General features: G+C 72.0%; 19 protein-coding genes. 15 read left to right on the top strand and 4 right to left on the bottom strand.

The features are described 5' to 3' along the window. Window positions 1-55 precede the first annotated feature (55 nt). Window positions 56-685 carry a dTDP-4-dehydrorhamnose 3,5-epimerase family protein gene (locus AC07FY_RS05790; RefSeq protein WP_479000918.1) on the top strand — a complete coding sequence of 210 codons (630 nt, stop codon included), beginning with the start codon at window positions 56-58 and terminating at the stop codon, window positions 683-685. Between the two features lie 96 nt (window positions 686-781). Here AC07FY_RS05790 and AC07FY_RS05785 read toward each other — a convergent pair whose 3' ends face one another. Then, complete coding sequence (locus AC07FY_RS05785; protein ID WP_479000916.1) at window positions 782-1,354, bottom strand: dihydrofolate reductase family protein; 573 nt, start codon at window positions 1,352-1,354, stop codon at window positions 782-784. Between the two features lie 552 nt (window positions 1,355-1,906). Here AC07FY_RS05785 and AC07FY_RS05780 point away from each other — a divergent pair. From AC07FY_RS05780 to AC07FY_RS05760, 5 genes are all read left to right on the top strand, one after another. Then, window positions 1,907-3,397, top strand: coding sequence for a xanthine dehydrogenase small subunit (locus AC07FY_RS05780; protein WP_479000914.1), 1,491 nt, complete (start codon window positions 1,907-1,909; stop codon window positions 3,395-3,397). Then, window positions 3,394-5,841: a xanthine dehydrogenase molybdopterin binding subunit gene (gene xdhB, locus AC07FY_RS05775; protein WP_479000911.1), complete on the top strand. Its 2,448-nt coding sequence runs from the start codon at window positions 3,394-3,396 to the stop codon at window positions 5,839-5,841. Before AC07FY_RS05780 ends, xdhB begins: the two co-directional genes overlap by 4 nt. Before the next feature lies 1 nt (window position 5,842). Further along, entirely contained in the window at window positions 5,843-6,652 is an 810-nt protein-coding gene (xdhC, locus tag AC07FY_RS05770; RefSeq protein ID WP_479000909.1) for a xanthine dehydrogenase accessory protein XdhC, read from the top strand. Window positions 6,653-6,832: 180 nt separating this feature from the next. Next, window positions 6,833-9,286, top strand: coding sequence for a SpoIIE family protein phosphatase (locus AC07FY_RS05765; protein WP_479000906.1), 2,454 nt, complete (start codon window positions 6,833-6,835; stop codon window positions 9,284-9,286). Between the two features lie 81 nt (window positions 9,287-9,367). Then, window positions 9,368-9,541: a CsbD family protein gene (locus AC07FY_RS05760; RefSeq protein ID WP_479000903.1), complete on the top strand. Its 174-nt coding sequence runs from the start codon at window positions 9,368-9,370 to the stop codon at window positions 9,539-9,541. Window positions 9,542-9,607: 66 nt separating this feature from the next. Here AC07FY_RS05760 and AC07FY_RS05755 read toward each other — a convergent pair whose 3' ends face one another. After that, window positions 9,608-10,747: an SRPBCC family protein gene (locus tag AC07FY_RS05755; RefSeq protein ID WP_479000900.1), complete on the bottom strand. Its 1,140-nt coding sequence runs from the start codon at window positions 10,745-10,747 to the stop codon at window positions 9,608-9,610. A gap of 3 nt (window positions 10,748-10,750) precedes the next feature. Continuing rightward, window positions 10,751-11,968 carry a histone protein gene (locus AC07FY_RS05750; RefSeq protein WP_479000897.1) on the bottom strand — a complete coding sequence of 406 codons (1,218 nt, stop codon included), beginning with the start codon at window positions 11,966-11,968 and terminating at the stop codon, window positions 10,751-10,753. A 195-nt stretch (window positions 11,969-12,163) separates the two neighbouring features. Between AC07FY_RS05750 and AC07FY_RS05745 the strand changes: the two genes are divergently transcribed. The 8 genes from AC07FY_RS05745 to AC07FY_RS05710 are packed head-to-tail and all read left to right on the top strand — an operon-like array spanning window position 12,164 to window position 15,951. Further along, entirely contained in the window at window positions 12,164-12,547 is a 384-nt protein-coding gene (locus AC07FY_RS05745; RefSeq protein ID WP_479000894.1) for a gas vesicle protein GvpO, read from the top strand. Between the two features lie 24 nt (window positions 12,548-12,571). Continuing rightward, window positions 12,572-13,033, top strand: a complete 462-nt coding sequence (locus AC07FY_RS05740) for a gas vesicle structural protein GvpA (protein ID WP_479000891.1) — start codon at window positions 12,572-12,574, stop codon at window positions 13,031-13,033. Window positions 13,034-13,036: 3 nt separating this feature from the next. After that, window positions 13,037-13,747, top strand: a complete 711-nt coding sequence (locus tag AC07FY_RS05735) for a GvpL/GvpF family gas vesicle protein (RefSeq protein ID WP_479000888.1) — start codon at window positions 13,037-13,039, stop codon at window positions 13,745-13,747. Window positions 13,748-13,807: 60 nt separating this feature from the next. Further along, window positions 13,808-14,080, top strand: a complete 273-nt coding sequence (locus AC07FY_RS05730) for a gas vesicle protein GvpG (RefSeq protein ID WP_479000885.1) — start codon at window positions 13,808-13,810, stop codon at window positions 14,078-14,080. Beyond that, on the top strand, window positions 14,077-14,508 hold the full coding sequence (locus AC07FY_RS05725) for a gas vesicle protein (protein ID WP_479000883.1): 432 nt from the start codon (window positions 14,077-14,079) through the stop codon (window positions 14,506-14,508). Before AC07FY_RS05730 ends, AC07FY_RS05725 begins: the two co-directional genes overlap by 4 nt. Next, window positions 14,505-15,350, top strand: a complete 846-nt coding sequence (locus tag AC07FY_RS05720; RefSeq protein ID WP_479000880.1) for a GvpL/GvpF family gas vesicle protein — start codon at window positions 14,505-14,507, stop codon at window positions 15,348-15,350. The genes AC07FY_RS05725 and AC07FY_RS05720 overlap by 4 nt, the downstream gene beginning before the upstream one ends. After that, on the top strand, window positions 15,347-15,559 hold the full coding sequence (locus tag AC07FY_RS05715; protein WP_479000877.1) for a gas vesicle protein: 213 nt from the start codon (window positions 15,347-15,349) through the stop codon (window positions 15,557-15,559). Before AC07FY_RS05720 ends, AC07FY_RS05715 begins: the two co-directional genes overlap by 4 nt. Before the next feature lie 59 nt (window positions 15,560-15,618). Next, window positions 15,619-15,951, top strand: coding sequence for a gas vesicle protein K (locus AC07FY_RS05710; RefSeq protein ID WP_479001597.1), 333 nt, complete (start codon window positions 15,619-15,621; stop codon window positions 15,949-15,951). 36 nt (window positions 15,952-15,987) lie between these two features. On the opposite strand, the gene AC07FY_RS05705 is transcribed toward AC07FY_RS05710, so the two are convergent. Next, on the bottom strand, window positions 15,988-16,158 hold the full coding sequence (locus tag AC07FY_RS05705) for a hypothetical protein (protein WP_479000874.1): 171 nt from the start codon (window positions 16,156-16,158) through the stop codon (window positions 15,988-15,990). A 138-nt stretch (window positions 16,159-16,296) separates the two neighbouring features. On the opposite strand from AC07FY_RS05705, the gene AC07FY_RS05700 reads away from it, so the two are divergent. Next, a complete protein-coding gene (locus tag AC07FY_RS05700; protein ID WP_401194236.1) occupies window positions 16,297-16,458 on the top strand; it encodes a hydrophobic protein in 162 nt (53 codons plus the stop codon). Window positions 16,459-16,578 lie beyond the last annotated feature (120 nt).

Here is a 16,578-nt window from a genome sequence, read left to right as displayed (position 1 = left end):
CTCCCCGCTCGCCGTTCGCCGCTCGCCGTTCACCCCCGACCCTCCAGGAGACGCCATGGAAGCACGCAAACTCGCCGTCGACGGCGCCTTCGAGTTCACCCCCCGGGTCTTCCCCGACGACCGGGGGCTGTTCGTCTCGCCCTTCCAGGAGGCCGCCTTCGCCGAGGCGACCGGTCTCGCCGCGTTCCGCGTGGCGCAGAGCAACCACAGCAGGTCCCGGCGCGGGGTGGTGCGCGGCGTGCACTTCACCACGACGCCCCCGGGCACGGCGAAGTACGTGTACTGCCCGCAGGGCGAGGTGCTCGACATCGTGATCGACATCCGGGTGGGCTCGCCGACCTTCGGGCAGTGGGACGCGGTCCGGCTGAACCCGCGCACCTTCAAGGCCCTGTACTTCCCGGTCGGTGTCGGCCACGCCTTCGTCGGCCTGGGCGAGGAGTCCGTGGTGTCGTACCTGCTGACCGATCCGTACGTGGCCGAACACGAGCTGGCGCTCTCCGTGTTCGACCCCGAGCTGGGGCTGCCGATCCCCCAGGACGTGCCGCCCGTCGTCTCCGACCGCGACCGGGTGGCCCCCACCCTGGCCGAGGCGCGGGCCGCCGGTCTGCTTCCGGTGTACGCCGAGTGCCTCGCCATCGAGCAGGCCGCCGCCCGGGCCGCCCAGAGCTTGAAGGACTCCGCCTGACGGACCGGCGAGGTCTCGCTCACTGTCCCTGCGGCGGGCACCGGTTGGGGAGGCCGGGGACGTTCGCGCGGTCGCCGGCGCGGCACGGACCGGCCGTCACCGGACCACGTCGAAGACGTTCTTCTGCAGGCCGTTGGCGTAGGCCTCGTACTCCACGAGCTTCAGCTTCTGCACGTCCTTGTCCGTGGCGCTGAAGAGGCGCTTGCCGGCGCCCAGCAGGAGGGGGAAGACGAGGAGGTGGTAGCGGTCGATCAGGCCGGCGTCCGACAGGGCCTGGTTCAGGGAGGCGCTGCCGTGGACGATGATCGGGCCGCCCTCGGTCTCCTTGAGGGCGGCGACCTCGTCCAGCGACCGCAGGACCGTGGTCTCGCCCCAGTTCGAGACGAGGTCGTCCTCACCCAGGGTGGTGGAGACGACGTACTTCGGCATCACCTTGTAGTCGGCGAAGTCCTCCATGTCCGGCCACACCCGGCTGAACGCCTCGTAGCTGCGCCGGCCCAGCAGCATGGCCGCGGCCTCCTTCTGCTCCCGGCCCTTGATCTCGAAGGCTTCGGGCAGGAACTCGGTGTGCTTGAACGTCCAGCCGGAGTTCCGGTACCCGGGCTCGCCACCCGGGGCCTCCACGACGCCGTCGAGCGACAGGAAAGCGGTGCTGATCACAGTACGCATCGGGGTCTTCTTCCTCAGGTCTTCCGTATCCATGTCCGGCAGCTCGGCCGTGCGCGCGCTCACACCGTCGCGCACCAACCATGATCTAGGACTGCCGCTCGCGCAGAAACTCATCGGTCCTCTCGAAAAGACCGTTCGGCCGCCGGCACCGAAAGGCGCCGTCGCACGGCCCGGGCCAACCGAGCGGGCCCTTCACGAGACGTCTTCTTGACCGTCGCGGCCTCAGCCACTACTTTGCGTGGACACCGACCCGAGAGCACCGAAGGAGGCGACCGGCAGATGTACACCAGCTCTGACCTGGCTCGCCTCGCCCACTGCACCGCGTGGGTTCCGGGTCGTATCGCGCACGGCTGCTGACACGCCGTTGCGGTGCGCCGTCCGCGGCGCCCCCGTTCCACCTTCCGGGTATCCCCCGTCACCCCATCCCGGCACGCCCCCGTCGCGTGCCGTGCTGCGCCCGCTCCTGTCCTGTGGCGCGCCCGAGCACAGAAAGCTGCCTGCATTGGCGAACATGATGAACCGACCCGGCACGCACCGAAACGAAGGTCTGTGATGGCGGCGGCGAGGATCACCGTCAACGGGGAAGAGACCCCGATCGCACCGGCCGCGCCCCACACCACGACGCTGGACTTCCTGCGCGAGCGCGGCCTCACCGGTACCAAGGAGGGCTGCGCCGAAGGCGAGTGCGGCGCGTGTTCGGTCCTCGTGGCCCGACCCGGGGTGGACAAGCCCACCGACTGGGTGGCGGTCAACGCCTGCCTCGTCCCGGTGGCCGCGCTCGACGGTCAGGAGGTCGTCACCTCCGAAGGCTTCGCCACCCCCGGCGCCCCCGGTACGCCGCCCGTGCTGCACCCCGTGCAGCAGGAGATGGCGGTCCGCGGCGGCTCCCAGTGCGGTTACTGCACGCCGGGGTTCATCTGCAGCATGGCCGCCGAGTACTACCGGCCGGGCCGCTGCGCGCAGGCGGCCCCGGCCCCGGACGACGCGCCCCGCACCCCGGCCGTCGGCAGCGACCCCGAGCACGGTCCGAACGGCTTCGACCTGCACGCGCTGAGCGGCAACCTGTGCCGCTGCACGGGCTACCGCCCCATCCGTGACGCCGCGTTCGCCGTCGGCACGCCCGCCGCCGACGACCCGCTCGCCCGGCGTCGCGAGCAGTCGCCGCCCGCCCCGGCCGCCACCGAGTACGTCCAGGACGACAGCGCCTTCGTGCGCAGGAGCACCCTGGCCGAAACGCTGCGCCTGCTGCGCGATCGGCCCGACGCGGTGGTGGTCGCCGGTTCCACGGACTGGGGCGTGGAGGTGAACATGCGCTCCCGCCGCGCCGGTTGCGTGGTGGCCGTCGATCGGCTGCCGGAACTGCGGGAGCTGCGCGTCGGATCCGACCGCGTCGAGATCGGCGCGGCGCTGACGCTCACCGAGATCGAACGCCGTCTCGACGGCGACGTCCCCCTGCTGGCCGAGCTGTTCCCGCAATTCGCCTCCCGACTCATCCGCAACGGCGCCACCCTCGGCGGCAATCTGGGGACCGGCTCCCCCATCGGCGACAGCCCGCCCGTCCTGCTCGCGCTGGAGGCGTCGGTGGTGCTCGTGGACACCGACGGAGAGCGCGAGGTCCCGCTGGCGGACTACTTCACCGGCTACCGGCGCAGCGTCCGCCGGCCCGGCGAACTGATCCGCTCGGTGCGCATCCCGCTGCCGCTGTCCCGGGTCACCGCGTTCCACAAGATCGCCAAGCGGCGGTTCGACGACATCTCCAGCGTCGCGGTCGCCTTCGCGCTGGACGTCGAGGACGGGATCGTGGCCAAGGCACGCATCGGCCTGGGCGGCGTGGCCGCCACCCCGATCCGCGCCCTGGCCACCGAGGCGGCCCTGGAGGGCAGGCCGTGGACGGCGCGGACCGTCGACGCGGTGGCCGCGGTCCTGCGGGCCGAGGGCACCCCCCTGGACGATCACCGCGCCAGCGCCGGATACCGCTCCGAGATGCTGGGCCAGAGCCTGCTGAAGCTGTACGCGCACACCACCGAGGCGGTCTCGTCGTGAGTCATCTGTCCGAACGTCCCGTGAAGCCCGCCGTCGGCGTCTCGATGCCGCACGAGAGCGCCTCCCTGCACGTCACCGGCGCGGCCCTCTACACCGACGACCTGGTGCACCGCACCAAGGACGTGCTGCACGCCCACCCGGTGCAGGTCATGAAGGCGCACGGCACGATCACCGCGCTGCGCACCGGACCCGCGCTCGCCGTGCCCGGTGTGGTGCGCGTGCTGACGGGCGCCGACGTGCCCGGTGTCAACGACGCCGGGATGAAGCACGACGAACCGCTGTTCCCCGACGAGGTCATGTTCCACGGGCACGCGGTCGCCTGGGTGCTCGCCGAGACCCTGGAGGCGGCCCGGCTCGGTGCGGCGGCCGTCGAGGTCGAACTCGACGAGAAGCCCTCCCTGATCACGCTGCGGGACGCGATGGAGGCGGGCAGCTTCCACGGCGCTCGTCCGGTGATGGTGGCGGGTGACGTCGACGCCGGATTCGCCGACTCGGCGCACGTGTTCACCGGCGAGTTCCAGTTCTCCGACCAGGAGCACTTCTACCTGGAGACGCACGCGGCACTGGCGAGCATCGACGAGTCCGGGCAGGTGTTCGTACAGAGCAGCACCCAGCATCCTTCGGAGACGCAGGAGATCGTCGCGCACGTGCTCGGCCTGCACAGCCACGAGGTGACCGTGCAGTGCCTGCGGATGGGCGGCGGCTTCGGCGGCAAGGAGATGCAGCCGCACGGGTTCGCGGCCGTCGCCGCGCTCGGGGCCAAGCTGACCGGCCGGCCGGTCCGGGTGCGGCTGAGCCGGACCCAGGACCTGACCATGTCCGGCAAGCGGCACGGGTTCCACGCCGAGTGGAAGATCGGTTTCGACGCCGAGGGCCGCATCCAGGCCCTGGACGCCACCCTGACCGCGGACGGCGGCTGGAGCCTGGACCTGTCGGAGCCGGTGGTGGCCCGCGCCCTGTGCCACATCGACAACACCTACTGGATCCCCCACGCGCGCGTCCGCGGCCGCATCGCCAAGACCAACAAGGTCTCCAACACGGCCTTCCGCGGCTTCGGCGGTCCCCAGGGCATGCTGGTGATCGAGGACATCATGGGCCGGTGCGCGCCGCTGCTCGGCCTGGACCCGGCGGAGCTGCGGGAGCGCAACTTCTACCGGCAGGGGCAGTCGACGCCGTACGGGCAGCCGGTGAGCCAGCCCGAACGGATCGGCGCGGTCTGGCAGCAGGTCAAGGACAACGCCGGCTTCGCCGACCGCCGGCGCGAGATCGCCGCCTTCAACGCCCGGCACCCCCACACCCGGCGGGCCCTGGCGATCACCGGCGTCAAGTTCGGGATCTCGTTCAACCTCACCGCCTTCAACCAGGCGGGCGCGCTGGTGCTGATCTACAAGGACGGCTCGGTCCTGATCAACCACGGCGGTACCGAGATGGGCCAGGGCCTGCACACCAAGATGCTTCAGGTGGTCGCGACGACGCTGGGCATCCCACTGCACAAGGTGCGCCTCGCCCCGACCCGTACCGACAAGGTTCCCAACACCTCGGCCACCGCGGCCAGTTCGGGTGCCGACCTGAACGGGGCGGCGGTGAAGAACGCGTGCGAGCAGCTGCGCGGCCGGCTCCTCCAGGTCGCCGCCACCCAGCTGGGGGCGAACGCCTCCGACGTCGGAATCGTCGAGGGCGTCGCACGCGTCCTGGGCAGCGACCGTGAGCTGGCCTGGGACGAGCTGGTGCGCACGGCGTACTTCCAGCGGGTCCAGCTGTCGGCGGCCGGTTTCTACCGGACCGAGGGGCTGCATTGGGACGCGAAGTCCTTCAAAGGCTCGCCGTTCAAGTACTTCTCCTATGGGGCGGCCGCCACCGAGGTCGAGGTGGACGGCTTCACCGGCGCCTACCGCATCCGGCGGGTGGACATCGTCCACGACGTCGGCGACAGCCTCTCCCCGATGATCGACATCGGTCAGGTCGAAGGCGGTTTCGTCCAGGGTGCGGGCTGGCTGACGCTCGAGGACCTGCGCTGGGACGACGGTGACGGGCCGCACCGCGGCCGGCTGCTGACCCAGGCCGCGAGCACCTACAAGCTGCCGAGCTTCTCGGAGATGCCCGAGGAGTTCCACGTCATGCTGATGGAGAACGCGACCGAGGAGGGCGCGGTGTACGGGTCCAAGGCGGTCGGCGAGCCGCCGCTGATGCTGGCCTTCTCCGTCCGTGAGGCCCTGCGGCAGGCCGCCGCCGCGTTCGGGCCGGGCGGGATCGGCGTCGAACTCGCCTCGCCCGCGACCCCGGAGGCCGTGTACTGGGCGATCCAGGCGGCCCGCCGGGGCCAGGGCCACGGGAAAGGCCGCGGGGAAGCCCGGGGGGCGGACCGCGCGGAAGGCCGCGACCGCACCCCGGCGGCCGCCGCCGGCCCGGACCGGACCGCGGACGAAGCCCTGAGCGGTGCCTGACATGACGTGGGTCGGCGCGGTCGCGCGGTTGCGGGCACGGCGGGAACCCGGCGTGCTGGTGACCGTCGCGGCCGTGCGCGGCCACGCCCCGCGCGACGCCGGCGCGAAACTCGTCGTGGGGCGGACGGAGACCTGGGGCTCGATCGGCGGCGGCAACGTCGAGGCGGTCGCGATCGACCGGGCGCGGGAGATGATCGCCGCGGCCGAGCCGGAGCCGGAGCTGATCGACTTCGCCCTGAACGACAAGGTGGCCAACCGGCACGGGGTGCAGTGCTGCGGCGGCACGGTCTCCGTGCTGCTCGAAGCGCTGCCGACGGTCCCGGCGGTGGCGGTCTTCGGCGTCGGGCACGTCGGGCTGGAGCTGGCGCGCATCCTGGCGCGCCAGGACCTCGACCTCCATCTGGTCGACAGCCGCTCCGACGTCCTCGACGGGAGGCGGCGAGAGGTGCTGGCGGACGCGGTGGCCCAGGTGCACGTGCACCACGCGCCGCTGCTGCCCGAGGAGGTGCTGGAGGAGCTGCCGCCCGGCACGCACGTCCTGATCATGACCCATGACCACGCCGAGGACGCCGCCCTGTGCGACGCGGCCCTGCGCACGGCCCACCTCGGCTCGGTCGGGCTGATCGGGTCGGCGGCCAAATGGGCGCGGTTCCGCAGACGGCTCGCGCTGGAGGGCGGTCACGACGAGGCCGCCATCGACCGGATCAAGACCCCGATCGGGCTGGCCGACATCACCGGCAAGGAACCCGCGACCATCGCCGTGAGCGTCGCGGCAGACCTGCTGCGCACCTTCGAGGCGGAGGTCGACTGACCCCGCGAGGGGGATCGGCGCCGGCGTCGATCCCCCTCGCGCCCGTGCGGACGCGGCGGCCGGCTCGCGCGACACTGGGACTGACGCCTGGAGCGGACCGGATGGCGCAACGCCTCTGGCCCCCGTCGCGGACGTCGACCAGCATGAGGACAGCGGGACCGGCGGACGAGATGGGCACGCATGCGGGCCACTGAGAGCAACCAGGACTATCCCTTCGCTGTCACCAACACGGCCGCGGCAGTGCTGGACGACGCCGGGACGGTCGTGGCCTGGACGCCGGGGGCCGAAGCCCTCCTCCAGCGCCCGTCCGCGGACGTGTGCGGCCGGCCGGCCCGGGAGCTCCTGGCGGACGCACGCGGCTGGGACGCACTGCTGGCGCAGGCCGCTCGGGGGAGGCGCCAGGGACAGGCGGGGTGGGAGGGCAGGGCCACGCTGCGACACGGTTCGGGCCGCGAGCTGGAGATCGCCTTCCGCGCCATCCCGTTGCACGACGGGACGGACGGGGGCACGGCCCGCTGCCTGGTGCTCGGCGCGGCCCAGGAGCTCGTGGACCGGTGGCGCCAGGACCACGCCTTCACGCGGGAACTGTTCCTCCAGGGCCGCGTGGGACTGGCCGTCTTCGACGCGGAGCTGCGCCTGCTGCGGACGAACACCCACCTGCTGGCGTACACCGGGGTGCCGGTCGATCTCAGGGGCCGGCGCCTGGCCGACTTCCTGTGGGCCGAGGACGCGCGCGTCATCGACGAACGGCTCGGGGAGGTCCTGCGCAGCGGGATTCCGCTGATCGGCTTCAACACGACCACACGCACCCTGGACGACGCGCGGGGCGGCCGGGTCGTGACCATTCAGGCCTTTCGGCTGCAGGCACCCGACGGGCACCCGATGGGGGTGGCGGCGGTGTTCACCGACGTCACCGACCACGAGCGGTCCCGCGGGCGCCTGGACCTGCTGTACCGGGCGACCGGCGCGCTGGGCGGTTCGCTGTCCGTCCTGCGGACCGTCGAGGACCTGGTGGGGGTCCTGGCGCCCGCCCTCGGCGACTGCGCCGCGGTGGACCTCGCGGAGACCGTCCTGACCGGCGGTGAACCGCCCACCGACGGGCATCTCGCGCTGCCCCTGATCCGGATGGCCGTCGCCGGAGCGGGACCGGACGTGCTGCGCACGGGGACGGCCCACTTCACGGCTCCTCTCGCGGCGCCGGCCCCCGCCCCGGCCGGGGAGTGCCGGGGAGAGCTGCTCACCGGCCTGGGCGGGCGACCCGCAGGGCCGAAGGACGCGGCGGCGCCGGAGTGGGTCGCGGCGGTCCCGGGCGCGCACTCGGCGATGACGGCGCCGCTGTGCGCGCGGGGCGTCAGGTTCGGCAGGCTCACGCTGTGGCGCACGGGGGACACCGCCCCGCTGGACGGGGACGACCTGGTACTGCTGGAGGAGATCGCCGCCCGTGCCGCCGTCGCCGTCGACAACGCGCGGCGGTACACGAAGGAGCGCCGCACCGCCGTCGGCCTCCAGCGCAGCCTGCTGCCGCCGGCCACCTCGGACACGCCCGCGCTGGAAGCCGCCAGCGTCTACCTGCCGGCGGACGCGGAGAGCGGGGTGGGCGGCGACTGGTTCGACGTGATCCCGCTGTCCTCGGCCCGCGTGGCCCTGGTGGTCGGCGACGTCGCCGGCCACGGGTTGTACGCCACGGCCATGATGGGCCGGCTGCGCAGCGCCGTCCGGGCCATGGCGGACCTCGAACTGGAGCCGGAGGAACTGCTGGCACACGTGGACGACATGGTCCTGCAGGTCGTCGCCGAGGCCGAGAGGGACGACCCGGACGACCCGGACGCGAGCCCGCTGCTGCCCAGTGGACCGGCGGGGGCCACCTGCCTTTACGCGGTGTACGACCCGGTCACCCGCAGGTGCGTCATGGCGAGCGCCGGACACCCGCCGCCGGCCGTGGTCAGCCCGGACGGCACCGTGGAGTACGTGGACCTGACGCCCGGCCCGCCCCTGGGGGTGGGCGGCTGGCCCTTCGAGCCGGTCGAGCGGGAGCTGCCGCCGGACAGCGTCCTCGCCCTGTACACCGACGGCCTGATCGAACGCGGCGAGGGGGACGTGGACGAGGGCATGCGCGACCTGGCGGACCGGCTGCTGCGGGCGGACGTCCTCGGCCGGCCGCTGCGCCAGGCCCGGCACGATGTGGTGGAAGGACTGCCGCCGGGCCGGCTGCGGGACGACGTCACCCTCCTGCTGGCCCGGACCCGGGTGGTGCCCGCCGACGCCATCGCCACCTGGCAGCTCGATGCCGACCCCCCGATGGTCGCCGAGGCGCGCCATCTCGTCCTGGACCAGCTGACCGCCTGGGACCTCGACGAGCTCGCCTTCAGCACCGAGCTCATCGTCAGTGAGCTGGTCACCAACGCCATCCGGCACGCGGGTGGCCCGGTCCGGCTCCGGCTGATCCGGGCGGACACCCTGACGTGCGAGGTCTCCGACTCCAGCAACACGCAGCCCCGGATGCGGCGGGCCCGCAACTCCGAGGAAGGCGGTCGGGGCCTCTACATCGTCGCCCAGCTCTCGCACCGCTGGGGAAGCCGCTACGCCCTCGGGGGGAAGACCGTGTGGTCCGAACAGAACCTTCCGCACCCCTAAAAGATGACAAAGGAGCAGAGGTCCGGTTTGGTAGCGGATAGCCGGTAATACACTTGTCAGAAGATTGTGGAGGTGGCCAGCATGGCTGCAGGCAAGAAGGCCAAGAACGTCGGCAAGAACGTCAAGGGCAAGACGAAGGAAGTCACCGGCAAGGCGGTCGGGAACGAAAGCCTGGAGATGAAGGGCCGAGCCGAGCAGGCCGCGGGTGACGCGAAGCAGACCGCTCAGAAGGCGAAGGACACGCTCAAGCACTGACATCCGTCACACAGGGGAGGCCGGCGGTGATCCGCCGGCCTCCCCCGTGCGTGGCGCGTCAGCGCCTCAGCGGCGGTGCGAACGCCGTCGGGGCACTTCCTCCTCCTCGTCTTCCTCATCCTCCTCCTCTTCGACTGCATCCGCGTCTTCGTCTGCGTCTTCGTCTTCGTCTGCGTCTGCGTCTTCGTCCTCCTCCTCTTCCTCTGCGTCCTCCGGCTCTTCCTCTCCATCCTCCGGCTCGTCCTCGTCGTCCTCCTCCTCGTCCTCCTCCTCGCCCTCCCCGTACGCGTCGTATCCGTCGTCGTCCGCTTCCTCGGAATCGTCGTACTCCCCCTCGGCGCCCGTGTCTTCGCCCTCTCCCGATTCCTCCGCCGCGGCCTGTTCCTCTTCCATGGCCTCCTCGTGCGTGACCACGACCTCGCCGTCCTGGATCTCCCCGCGCCAGCCGTCCGGCTCCTCGGTGGAGAGGGTGACGTGGCGGTTGAAGTTCTTCAGGTCGAGCCGCATGCGCCGGCCCTGGGCCCGCCATAGGTTGCCCGTCTTCTCGAAGAACCCGGCCGGGTAGTACTCGACGACCAGGACGATCCGGGTCAGGGACGGGGCGAGCTCATGGAAGCTGACGCAGCCGCGCGTCGTCCCCTTGGGGCCGTCGGAGGTCCAGACGATCCTCTCGTCGGGCACCTGTTCCTGGACGGTTGCCTTCCAATTGCGCGTGGAGGGACCGACCTTGACCTTCCAGTCCGAGGCCGTGTCGTCGCTCTGCGAGACGCTGCGGACGCCCTTGGCGAAGCCGCTGAAGTTCTCGTACTGGGTCCAGTGGTCGTAGGCGGTACGCAGCGGGACCCCTACATCCGTGGTCTCCAGGATGTTCATGGACTTGGAGCCGCCCTTGCGGCCCTTGCCCTTCTTCCCCTTGCCTCCGAACAGGCCGCCCGCCGCCTCGCCGACCTTGTCCTTGATCCCGCTGACGGTCTGCCCGAGTACGGCCTTGGCGGGTGAGTCACCCTCGAGGAGCCTTCCTCCGACGCCCGCGAGGGATCCTCCGTTCTCGGCGACGTCGTGCAACCGGTCCGTGACGTCTCCCACCTTGTCCACGGCCTTGTCGGCCAAGTCACCCGCCTGGGCGGAGACGAAGGAGCCGAGCTCGCCGAGGAGCCTGTCAAAACCGGACGGTTCGTCCTTGCCGTTTTGCTGTGTGGTGGCCATGGTTCACCTCCGCGCCGTCGACTTGCTGCGGGCCGTCTTCTTCGCCGCGGTGGTCTTGGAAGCGGCGCCCGAGGAGGACGCGGACCGGCGACCCGGGGGCTTCGCCGCGGTCTTCTTCCCGGCGGTCTTCTTCGCCGTGGCCTTCTTCGCCGTGCCCTTCTGGGCGGTGGCCTTCTTCGCCGTGCTCTTCCGGGCGGCCGGCCCGCTCGCCGCAGCCTTCTTCGCCGGGGCCGGGCGCGTGGAGGAGGAGGCCCGCTTGCCGCTCGAGGCCGTCTTCTTCGCGGGTTCGCCGGCCGCGGAGCGTCCGCTCGCGGCCTTCTTGGCGGGGGCTGCCTTCTTGGCCGGAGCGGCCTTCTTCGCCGGAGCCGTCCTGCGGGCGGGCGCGGCCTTCTTGGCGGCGGGGGCCGCCTTCTTCGCCGCCGGAGCCTTCCGGGCCGGCGCCTTGCGGGCGGGAGCAGGGCGTTCCTCCGCGGGGGCCGAGCGGCGGCGGGCCGGACGCCGAGAGGCCTCGGGCTCTTGCTCTTCCTCCGGTTCCCCTTCCTCCGGTTCCTCTTCCTCCGCTTCCCCCTCGCCTTCGTCCGCGTCCTCGTCCTCTTCTTCGTCCTCGGGCTCTTCTTCGTCCTCGGGCCCTTCTTCGTCCTCGGGCCCTTCTACGTCTTCGAGTTCCTCCGGCTCCTCCGGTTCGCGGGTGGAGGCGGAGCGGCGGCGGGCCGACGGCCGACGGGCCGGGGGCTCCTCGTCCTCCTCCTCGGGTTCCTCTTCGTCCTCCTCCTGCTCGTCCTCGTCCTCGAACTCCTCGTCCCGCGGACCCTGCCCGTCGTCGTCTTCGTACCCGCCCTCGTCCTCGTCCTCGTAGCCGTCCTCGTACTCCTCTTCGTCGGCTTCCTCGCCGGAGTCCTCATCGGCACTGCGCCCGACGGAAAGGGTGCGCTGGTGGAGCGAGTCGGCGAGCTGCGTCAACTGGCGGTTGGCGGCGGCGCTCAGCGCCTTGCGGCCGGCGTCCAGCGCTTCGCCCCTGATCTGCTCCCCGAGTTCGGCCACTTGCGGCATCTCGCTCAGCTTCTTCAGGCCCTGCGCCGCCAGTTCCTTGGGTTCCAGACCGAGGCGGCGGCCCGCGACGTACGTCGCCAGACTGAGGGCCATGCGGCCCTTCTTCGCCCGCCCCAGCACATAGCCTCCGGCGATGGCGACCGCCAGGGCGATCTTGGAGGTGTCTTCCATCAGCCCGTTTCCCTTCACCATGTACGCAGTGCGCTCGCGCGCCGGGACACCGATCGCTCGGCTCCTCAGGCGCCTGCTCCACCTCATGACGGATATGCCTCGTATACGATGAAATCTGGAGTTTCGAGCGATTTGCTCGGCTTCACCCTCAAGTGAGCGGGCCACCGCAGGTTCGATGCGCGAAGGGAGTGGTCCATGGCCGCACCCGAGCCGGCACGCCGCCGCCGGTCCGCCTCCGAAGGCGGCGGGGACCAAGACGGGTACGCCCCCGGGCCCGGCCGCAGGGACCCGCCCCGGAAGGCAGCGGCCCGCCGGGGCACCACGGGCGCGGCCCGTGCGATGCGCCAGGCGGCCCAGCAGCTGTCGGAGCTGCTCGGACGCCCGCCCGAGTCGGTGTCGGCGCTACGGCCCACCGAGGACGGGTGGGAGGCCAGCGTCGAGGTCCTCGAGCTGGAGCGGATCCCCGACACGACCAGCATCCTGGCCAGCTACAAGGTCCTCATGGACGAGGAAGGGGAGTTGATCTCGTACGAGCGGACCCGGCGCTACAGCCGGGGAATGATCGACCGACCGACCTGAGGGCGGCCACGAAGGGAAGCGGCCATGACTGTCATGCCGCAAGGCGGAAGCAGCATCAGCAGGGGCGGCGGGGGCGGGGGCGGTACGAGTCTCTACGACGTCCTGGAGCTGATCCTCGATCGAGGGCTGGTCATCGACGTCTTCATCCGCGTCTCCCTCGTCGGGATCGAGATACTGAAGATCGACGCGCGGATCGTCGTGGCCAGCGTCGACACCTACCTGCGTTTCGCCGAGGCGTGCAACCGGCTCGACCTCGAATCGGGCCGCAAGGCGCCCGCGCAGCTCACGGACGTGGTCGGCAACGCTATGGAGAGCGGGGCGCGCGGCAAGTCCAAGGGAGCGCTCAGCGGCGCAGTGGAGGCGGTGTCCCAGTCCCTGACCGGAAAATCCGACGGGGAGGACGAACCGGAGGAGGAGTTCGCGGAGGAAGAGGCCCCGCGTCGCCGCCGGCCCGCACGCCGCCCGGTGCGCCGCGAGAAGGAGTAGGCGATGGCCCTGTACGTGTACTCGGTGGTCGGCGCCGATCACCCGTGCCGGCTGGATGGAATGACCGGCGTGGGGGCGGAGCCGGGGGCGCTGCGCACCGTCACCGCCGGAGAGCTGCGCGCGGTCGTCAGCGAGGTGGACGAGGAGATCCGCCCCAAGCGCCGCGACCTGGCCGCTCACCAGGAGGTGCAGACACGCCTGATGGAGGACGGCACGGTCCTGCCCCTGCAGTTCGGCTACATCGCCCCGGACGAGCAGGCCGTCGTGGAGGCCCTCCAGCAGCGGGAGGCCGCCTACCTGGACGCCTTGGAGCGGCTCGTGGGCTCGGCCGAGTACCACATCAAGGCATCCCAGGGCGAGGACGCGTTTGTGCGCGAGGTCCTCGACGACTCTCCCGAGGCCCGCAAGCTCAACGACCGGATCCGGGACGGCGACACCGACCCGCGGCTTCCGCTCCAGCTGGGCGAGCTCGTCGCGACGGAGGTGCGCAGCCGGCAGGAGTCCCTGGCCGTCGGCCTGATGCAGGCGCTGCTCCCGTTCGCCCGAGACCACGCCGTCCGCACGCCGGCGCAGGGCGGCATCCTCAACCTCTCCCTCCTGGTCCCCGACGACCGGAAGGACGAGTTCGGCGCCGCCGTGGCCGGCCTCGCCGAGCAGGTCGACGACGTCGACTTCCGCTGCGCGGGACCGCTGCCGCCGTACAGCTTCGTATAGGGACCGCCGCAGGGCACCGTGCCGCGGGCACGGTTCCCCGCCGGACGTCAGGAGGAACCCATGGGTCTGCTGACCGGACTGCTCACCGCACCGCTGGCCCCGGTACGCGGCGTGCTGTGGGTGGCGGAGCGCGTCCTCGACCAGGCGAACGACCAGTACTACGATCCGGCCCCCGTCTGGGCGGCGCTCGCGGAGCTGGAAGGGTGCCTGCAACGGGGTGAGATCGACGAGGCGGCCTTCGACCGCGCCGAGGACGAACTCCTCGACCGGCTCGACGAGATCACGCGCTACCGCCGGCAGGCGGACCGTGACGCGGGAGGTCGGGGAGCGTGACCGACCCACTCGCGGGCCGGCTGGGCCCCGCGCCGTCCCGGGCCGCGGCGATGTCCTACCCGCCGAGCTCCTCCGCCAGCCTGGCCGACATCCTCGAACGCGTCCTGGACAAGGGCATCGTGATCGCCGGCGACATCCGCATCAACCTCCTCGACATCGAACTGCTGACCATCAAGCTGCGGATCCTGATCGCCTCGGTGGACAAGGCCAAGGAGATGGGCATCGACTGGTGGGAGCACGACCCCTCCCTCTCCAGCCGCCACAGCGGCGACCCGCTCGCGGAGGAGAACCGCCGCCTGCGCGCCGAGGTCGAGGCCCTGCGGCGCGAACGGCTCGAAGCCCCGGGGCCCGACGCGTGGGACGAACCCGCCCGGGAAGAGGACCGTGCTCCCCGCCGCGCCGCCAAGAGGAACAGGCCGGCGCCATGACCGCCGAACCGCCCCTGACCTACGTCTACGCCGTCGCCGTGACCACGCCGGAGCTGAGCGGGATCGCCGCCGCCCTGCGCGGTGTCGCCGGGGCCCCGGTCGCCCTGCTGCCGCCCGGAGAGGACGCCGGCCCGGAGGAACCGGCGTTCGTCACGAGCCGGGTCCCGTACGGCGACTGGCACGAGGACGTGCTGCGCGAGCGCTTCGAGGACCTCGACTGGCTGGAGGCCACCGCACGGGCGCACCACCACGTCATCCAGGAGCTCAGCGCGCACGCACCGGTGCTGCCCCTGCGGATGGCCACGCTCTACGAGGACGACGCCCGGGCGCTGGCGGTCCTGCGCGAACAGCGGCCCGCCTTCGAGGACCGGCTCGCGCTGCTCGCCCACCATGCCGAGTACGGCGTCAAGGTGTACTTGCGCCCCGGCGCCCATGGTCCCGACTCCGCGCCTCCGGCCGCCGCCGCCCCGGAGGCCGCGGGTCCGGGCAAGGCCTACCTCCGCGCCCGACGGGCCCAGCACCACGCCCGTGAGGACCGCTACCAGCAGGCCGCGCGGGCGGCCGAACGCATCGCCGCCACCGCGGCCCGGTACGCCGCGCACGTCGTCCGGCATCCCGCCCAGTCGGGCCCGCTGGCCCGGGGAGAGGACGGCGAGAACGTCCTGAACGACGCGTACCTCGTTCCCGACGACCAGGTCGAGGCGTTCCGCACCGCCATCCGGGAGGCCGGGGCCGACCTGCCCGAGGTGCACGTCGACATCACCGGCCCCTGGGCCCCCTACTCCTTCGCCATGCCCGCACCGGCGGCCACGCCCACGGACTCCCCCGGCGGCCCGGTATGACGCTCAGCGACCGCGACGCATCCCTCCCGGGCCGGCAGGTCGCGCTCGTCGACCTGCTGGACCGGCTGCTGGCCGGCGGCGTCGTGATCACCGGGGACATCGTGCTGTCCATCGCGGACATCGACCTCGTACGCATCTCACTGCGCGCCCTGATCACGTCGGTCTCCGGTTCCGGGTCCTCGACCTCGGGGGGCGGCGAGCAGCCGTGAGCACGGACGGCCCCGGCCCCCGGCCCCCGGAGCCGGACCTCCGTGCCGTCGGCGACTCCATGGCGAACGCCTTCCGGCTCCTCCAGGCACCTCCCACCGCGCCGGGTGACCCGCCGGCGCCGGCCCGGCGCCTGCACACCGGCCCGGACACCGTCGGTGAGGACCTCCTCAAGCTCGTCCTCACCCTGGTCGAGCTCGTGCGCCAGCTCATCGAGCGCCAGGCCCTGCGCCGGGTCGACGCGGGCGAACTCACGGACGAGCAGGAGGAGGAGCTGGGCGCGACGCTGCTCGCCCTGCACGAGCGGATGACCGAGTTGTGCGCGGAGCACGGCTACCGGCTGGAGGACCTGAACCTCGACCTCGGTCCGCTGGGGCCGCTCCTTCCGCCCTGAGGCACGCCCGCACGTCCGCGCGGCCGGCGGACCGCCTCAGCGGAGCCAGTCCTTCGCCCGTTCCTTGGCGCGGCGCGCCGTGCCCCGGGCCTGCAGGGCCGCTCCCTTGGCGGCCCATTCGTTCTTCCCCAGCGCACGGGCTCCTTTTCGCACCGCCTTGCCGGCGATCCGTTCCATCTCTGCCTTGACCTTCTCGGAAGCGCTCATGTCTCTCCTTTCGGGCCGGACACCAGGATAATTCCCCCCATCCGACCCCGAAACGAAAATGCCACCCAGGAATCGATGGTGTGGAGAGCGAATGGTCTCCGATTGTGGGGGCATTCGACTCTTCGGAGGTTGATAATCATGGTTCCCCTGCTTCTCGTTCTTCTGCTCGCTCTGATTCTGTTCGGCGCCGGTTTCGCGGTGAAGGTGCTCTGGTGGGTCGCGATCGCCGTCCTGGTGATCTGGCTCCTCGGCTTCGTCGCCCGGCCCAAGACGGGCAGCGGCCGCTGGTACCGCTGGTAGCCACGGGAACGTCTCGCCGGACATGGGTGTGGGGGCCCCCCTCCCCCCAGCAACCCCCCCCCCCCCCCCCCCCCCCCCCCCCCCCCCCCCCCCGCCCCCCCCCCCCCCCCCCCCCCCCCA

The sequence above is a fragment of the Streptomyces sp. NPDC045967 genome, assembly GCF_056430495.1.
Note: the sequence above shows the minus strand (reverse complement) of the source record. Positions and strands in the feature narration are given on the sequence as shown.

Coding starts and splice junctions, on each gene's coding strand:
- AC07FY_RS05715 (WP_479000877.1), top strand. CDS start 15,347: ATGACGCTCAGCGACCGCGACGCATCCCTCCCGGGCCGGCAGGTCGCG.
- AC07FY_RS05740 (WP_479000891.1), top strand. CDS start 12,572: ATGACTGTCATGCCGCAAGGCGGAAGCAGCATCAGCAGGGGCGGCGGG.
- AC07FY_RS05760 (WP_479000903.1), top strand. CDS start 9,368: ATGGCTGCAGGCAAGAAGGCCAAGAACGTCGGCAAGAACGTCAAGGGC.
- AC07FY_RS05705 (WP_479000874.1), bottom strand. CDS start 16,158: ATGAGCGCTTCCGAGAAGGTCAAGGCAGAGATGGAACGGATCGCCGGC.
- AC07FY_RS05785 (WP_479000916.1), bottom strand. CDS start 1,354: ATGCGTACTGTGATCAGCACCGCTTTCCTGTCGCTCGACGGCGTCGTG.
- AC07FY_RS05720 (WP_479000880.1), top strand. CDS start 14,505: ATGACCGCCGAACCGCCCCTGACCTACGTCTACGCCGTCGCCGTGACC.
- AC07FY_RS05765 (WP_479000906.1), top strand. CDS start 6,833: ATGCGGGCCACTGAGAGCAACCAGGACTATCCCTTCGCTGTCACCAAC.
- AC07FY_RS05735 (WP_479000888.1), top strand. CDS start 13,037: ATGGCCCTGTACGTGTACTCGGTGGTCGGCGCCGATCACCCGTGCCGG.
- xdhC (WP_479000909.1), top strand. CDS start 5,843: ATGACGTGGGTCGGCGCGGTCGCGCGGTTGCGGGCACGGCGGGAACCC.
- AC07FY_RS05710 (WP_479001597.1), top strand. CDS start 15,619: ATGGCGAACGCCTTCCGGCTCCTCCAGGCACCTCCCACCGCGCCGGGT.
- AC07FY_RS05780 (WP_479000914.1), top strand. CDS start 1,907: ATGGCGGCGGCGAGGATCACCGTCAACGGGGAAGAGACCCCGATCGCA.
- AC07FY_RS05730 (WP_479000885.1), top strand. CDS start 13,808: ATGGGTCTGCTGACCGGACTGCTCACCGCACCGCTGGCCCCGGTACGC.
- AC07FY_RS05750 (WP_479000897.1), bottom strand. CDS start 11,968: ATGGAAGACACCTCCAAGATCGCCCTGGCGGTCGCCATCGCCGGAGGC.
- AC07FY_RS05745 (WP_479000894.1), top strand. CDS start 12,164: ATGGCCGCACCCGAGCCGGCACGCCGCCGCCGGTCCGCCTCCGAAGGC.
- AC07FY_RS05700 (WP_401194236.1), top strand. CDS start 16,297: ATGGTTCCCCTGCTTCTCGTTCTTCTGCTCGCTCTGATTCTGTTCGGC.
- AC07FY_RS05790 (WP_479000918.1), top strand. CDS start 56: ATGGAAGCACGCAAACTCGCCGTCGACGGCGCCTTCGAGTTCACCCCC.
- AC07FY_RS05755 (WP_479000900.1), bottom strand. CDS start 10,747: ATGGCCACCACACAGCAAAACGGCAAGGACGAACCGTCCGGTTTTGAC.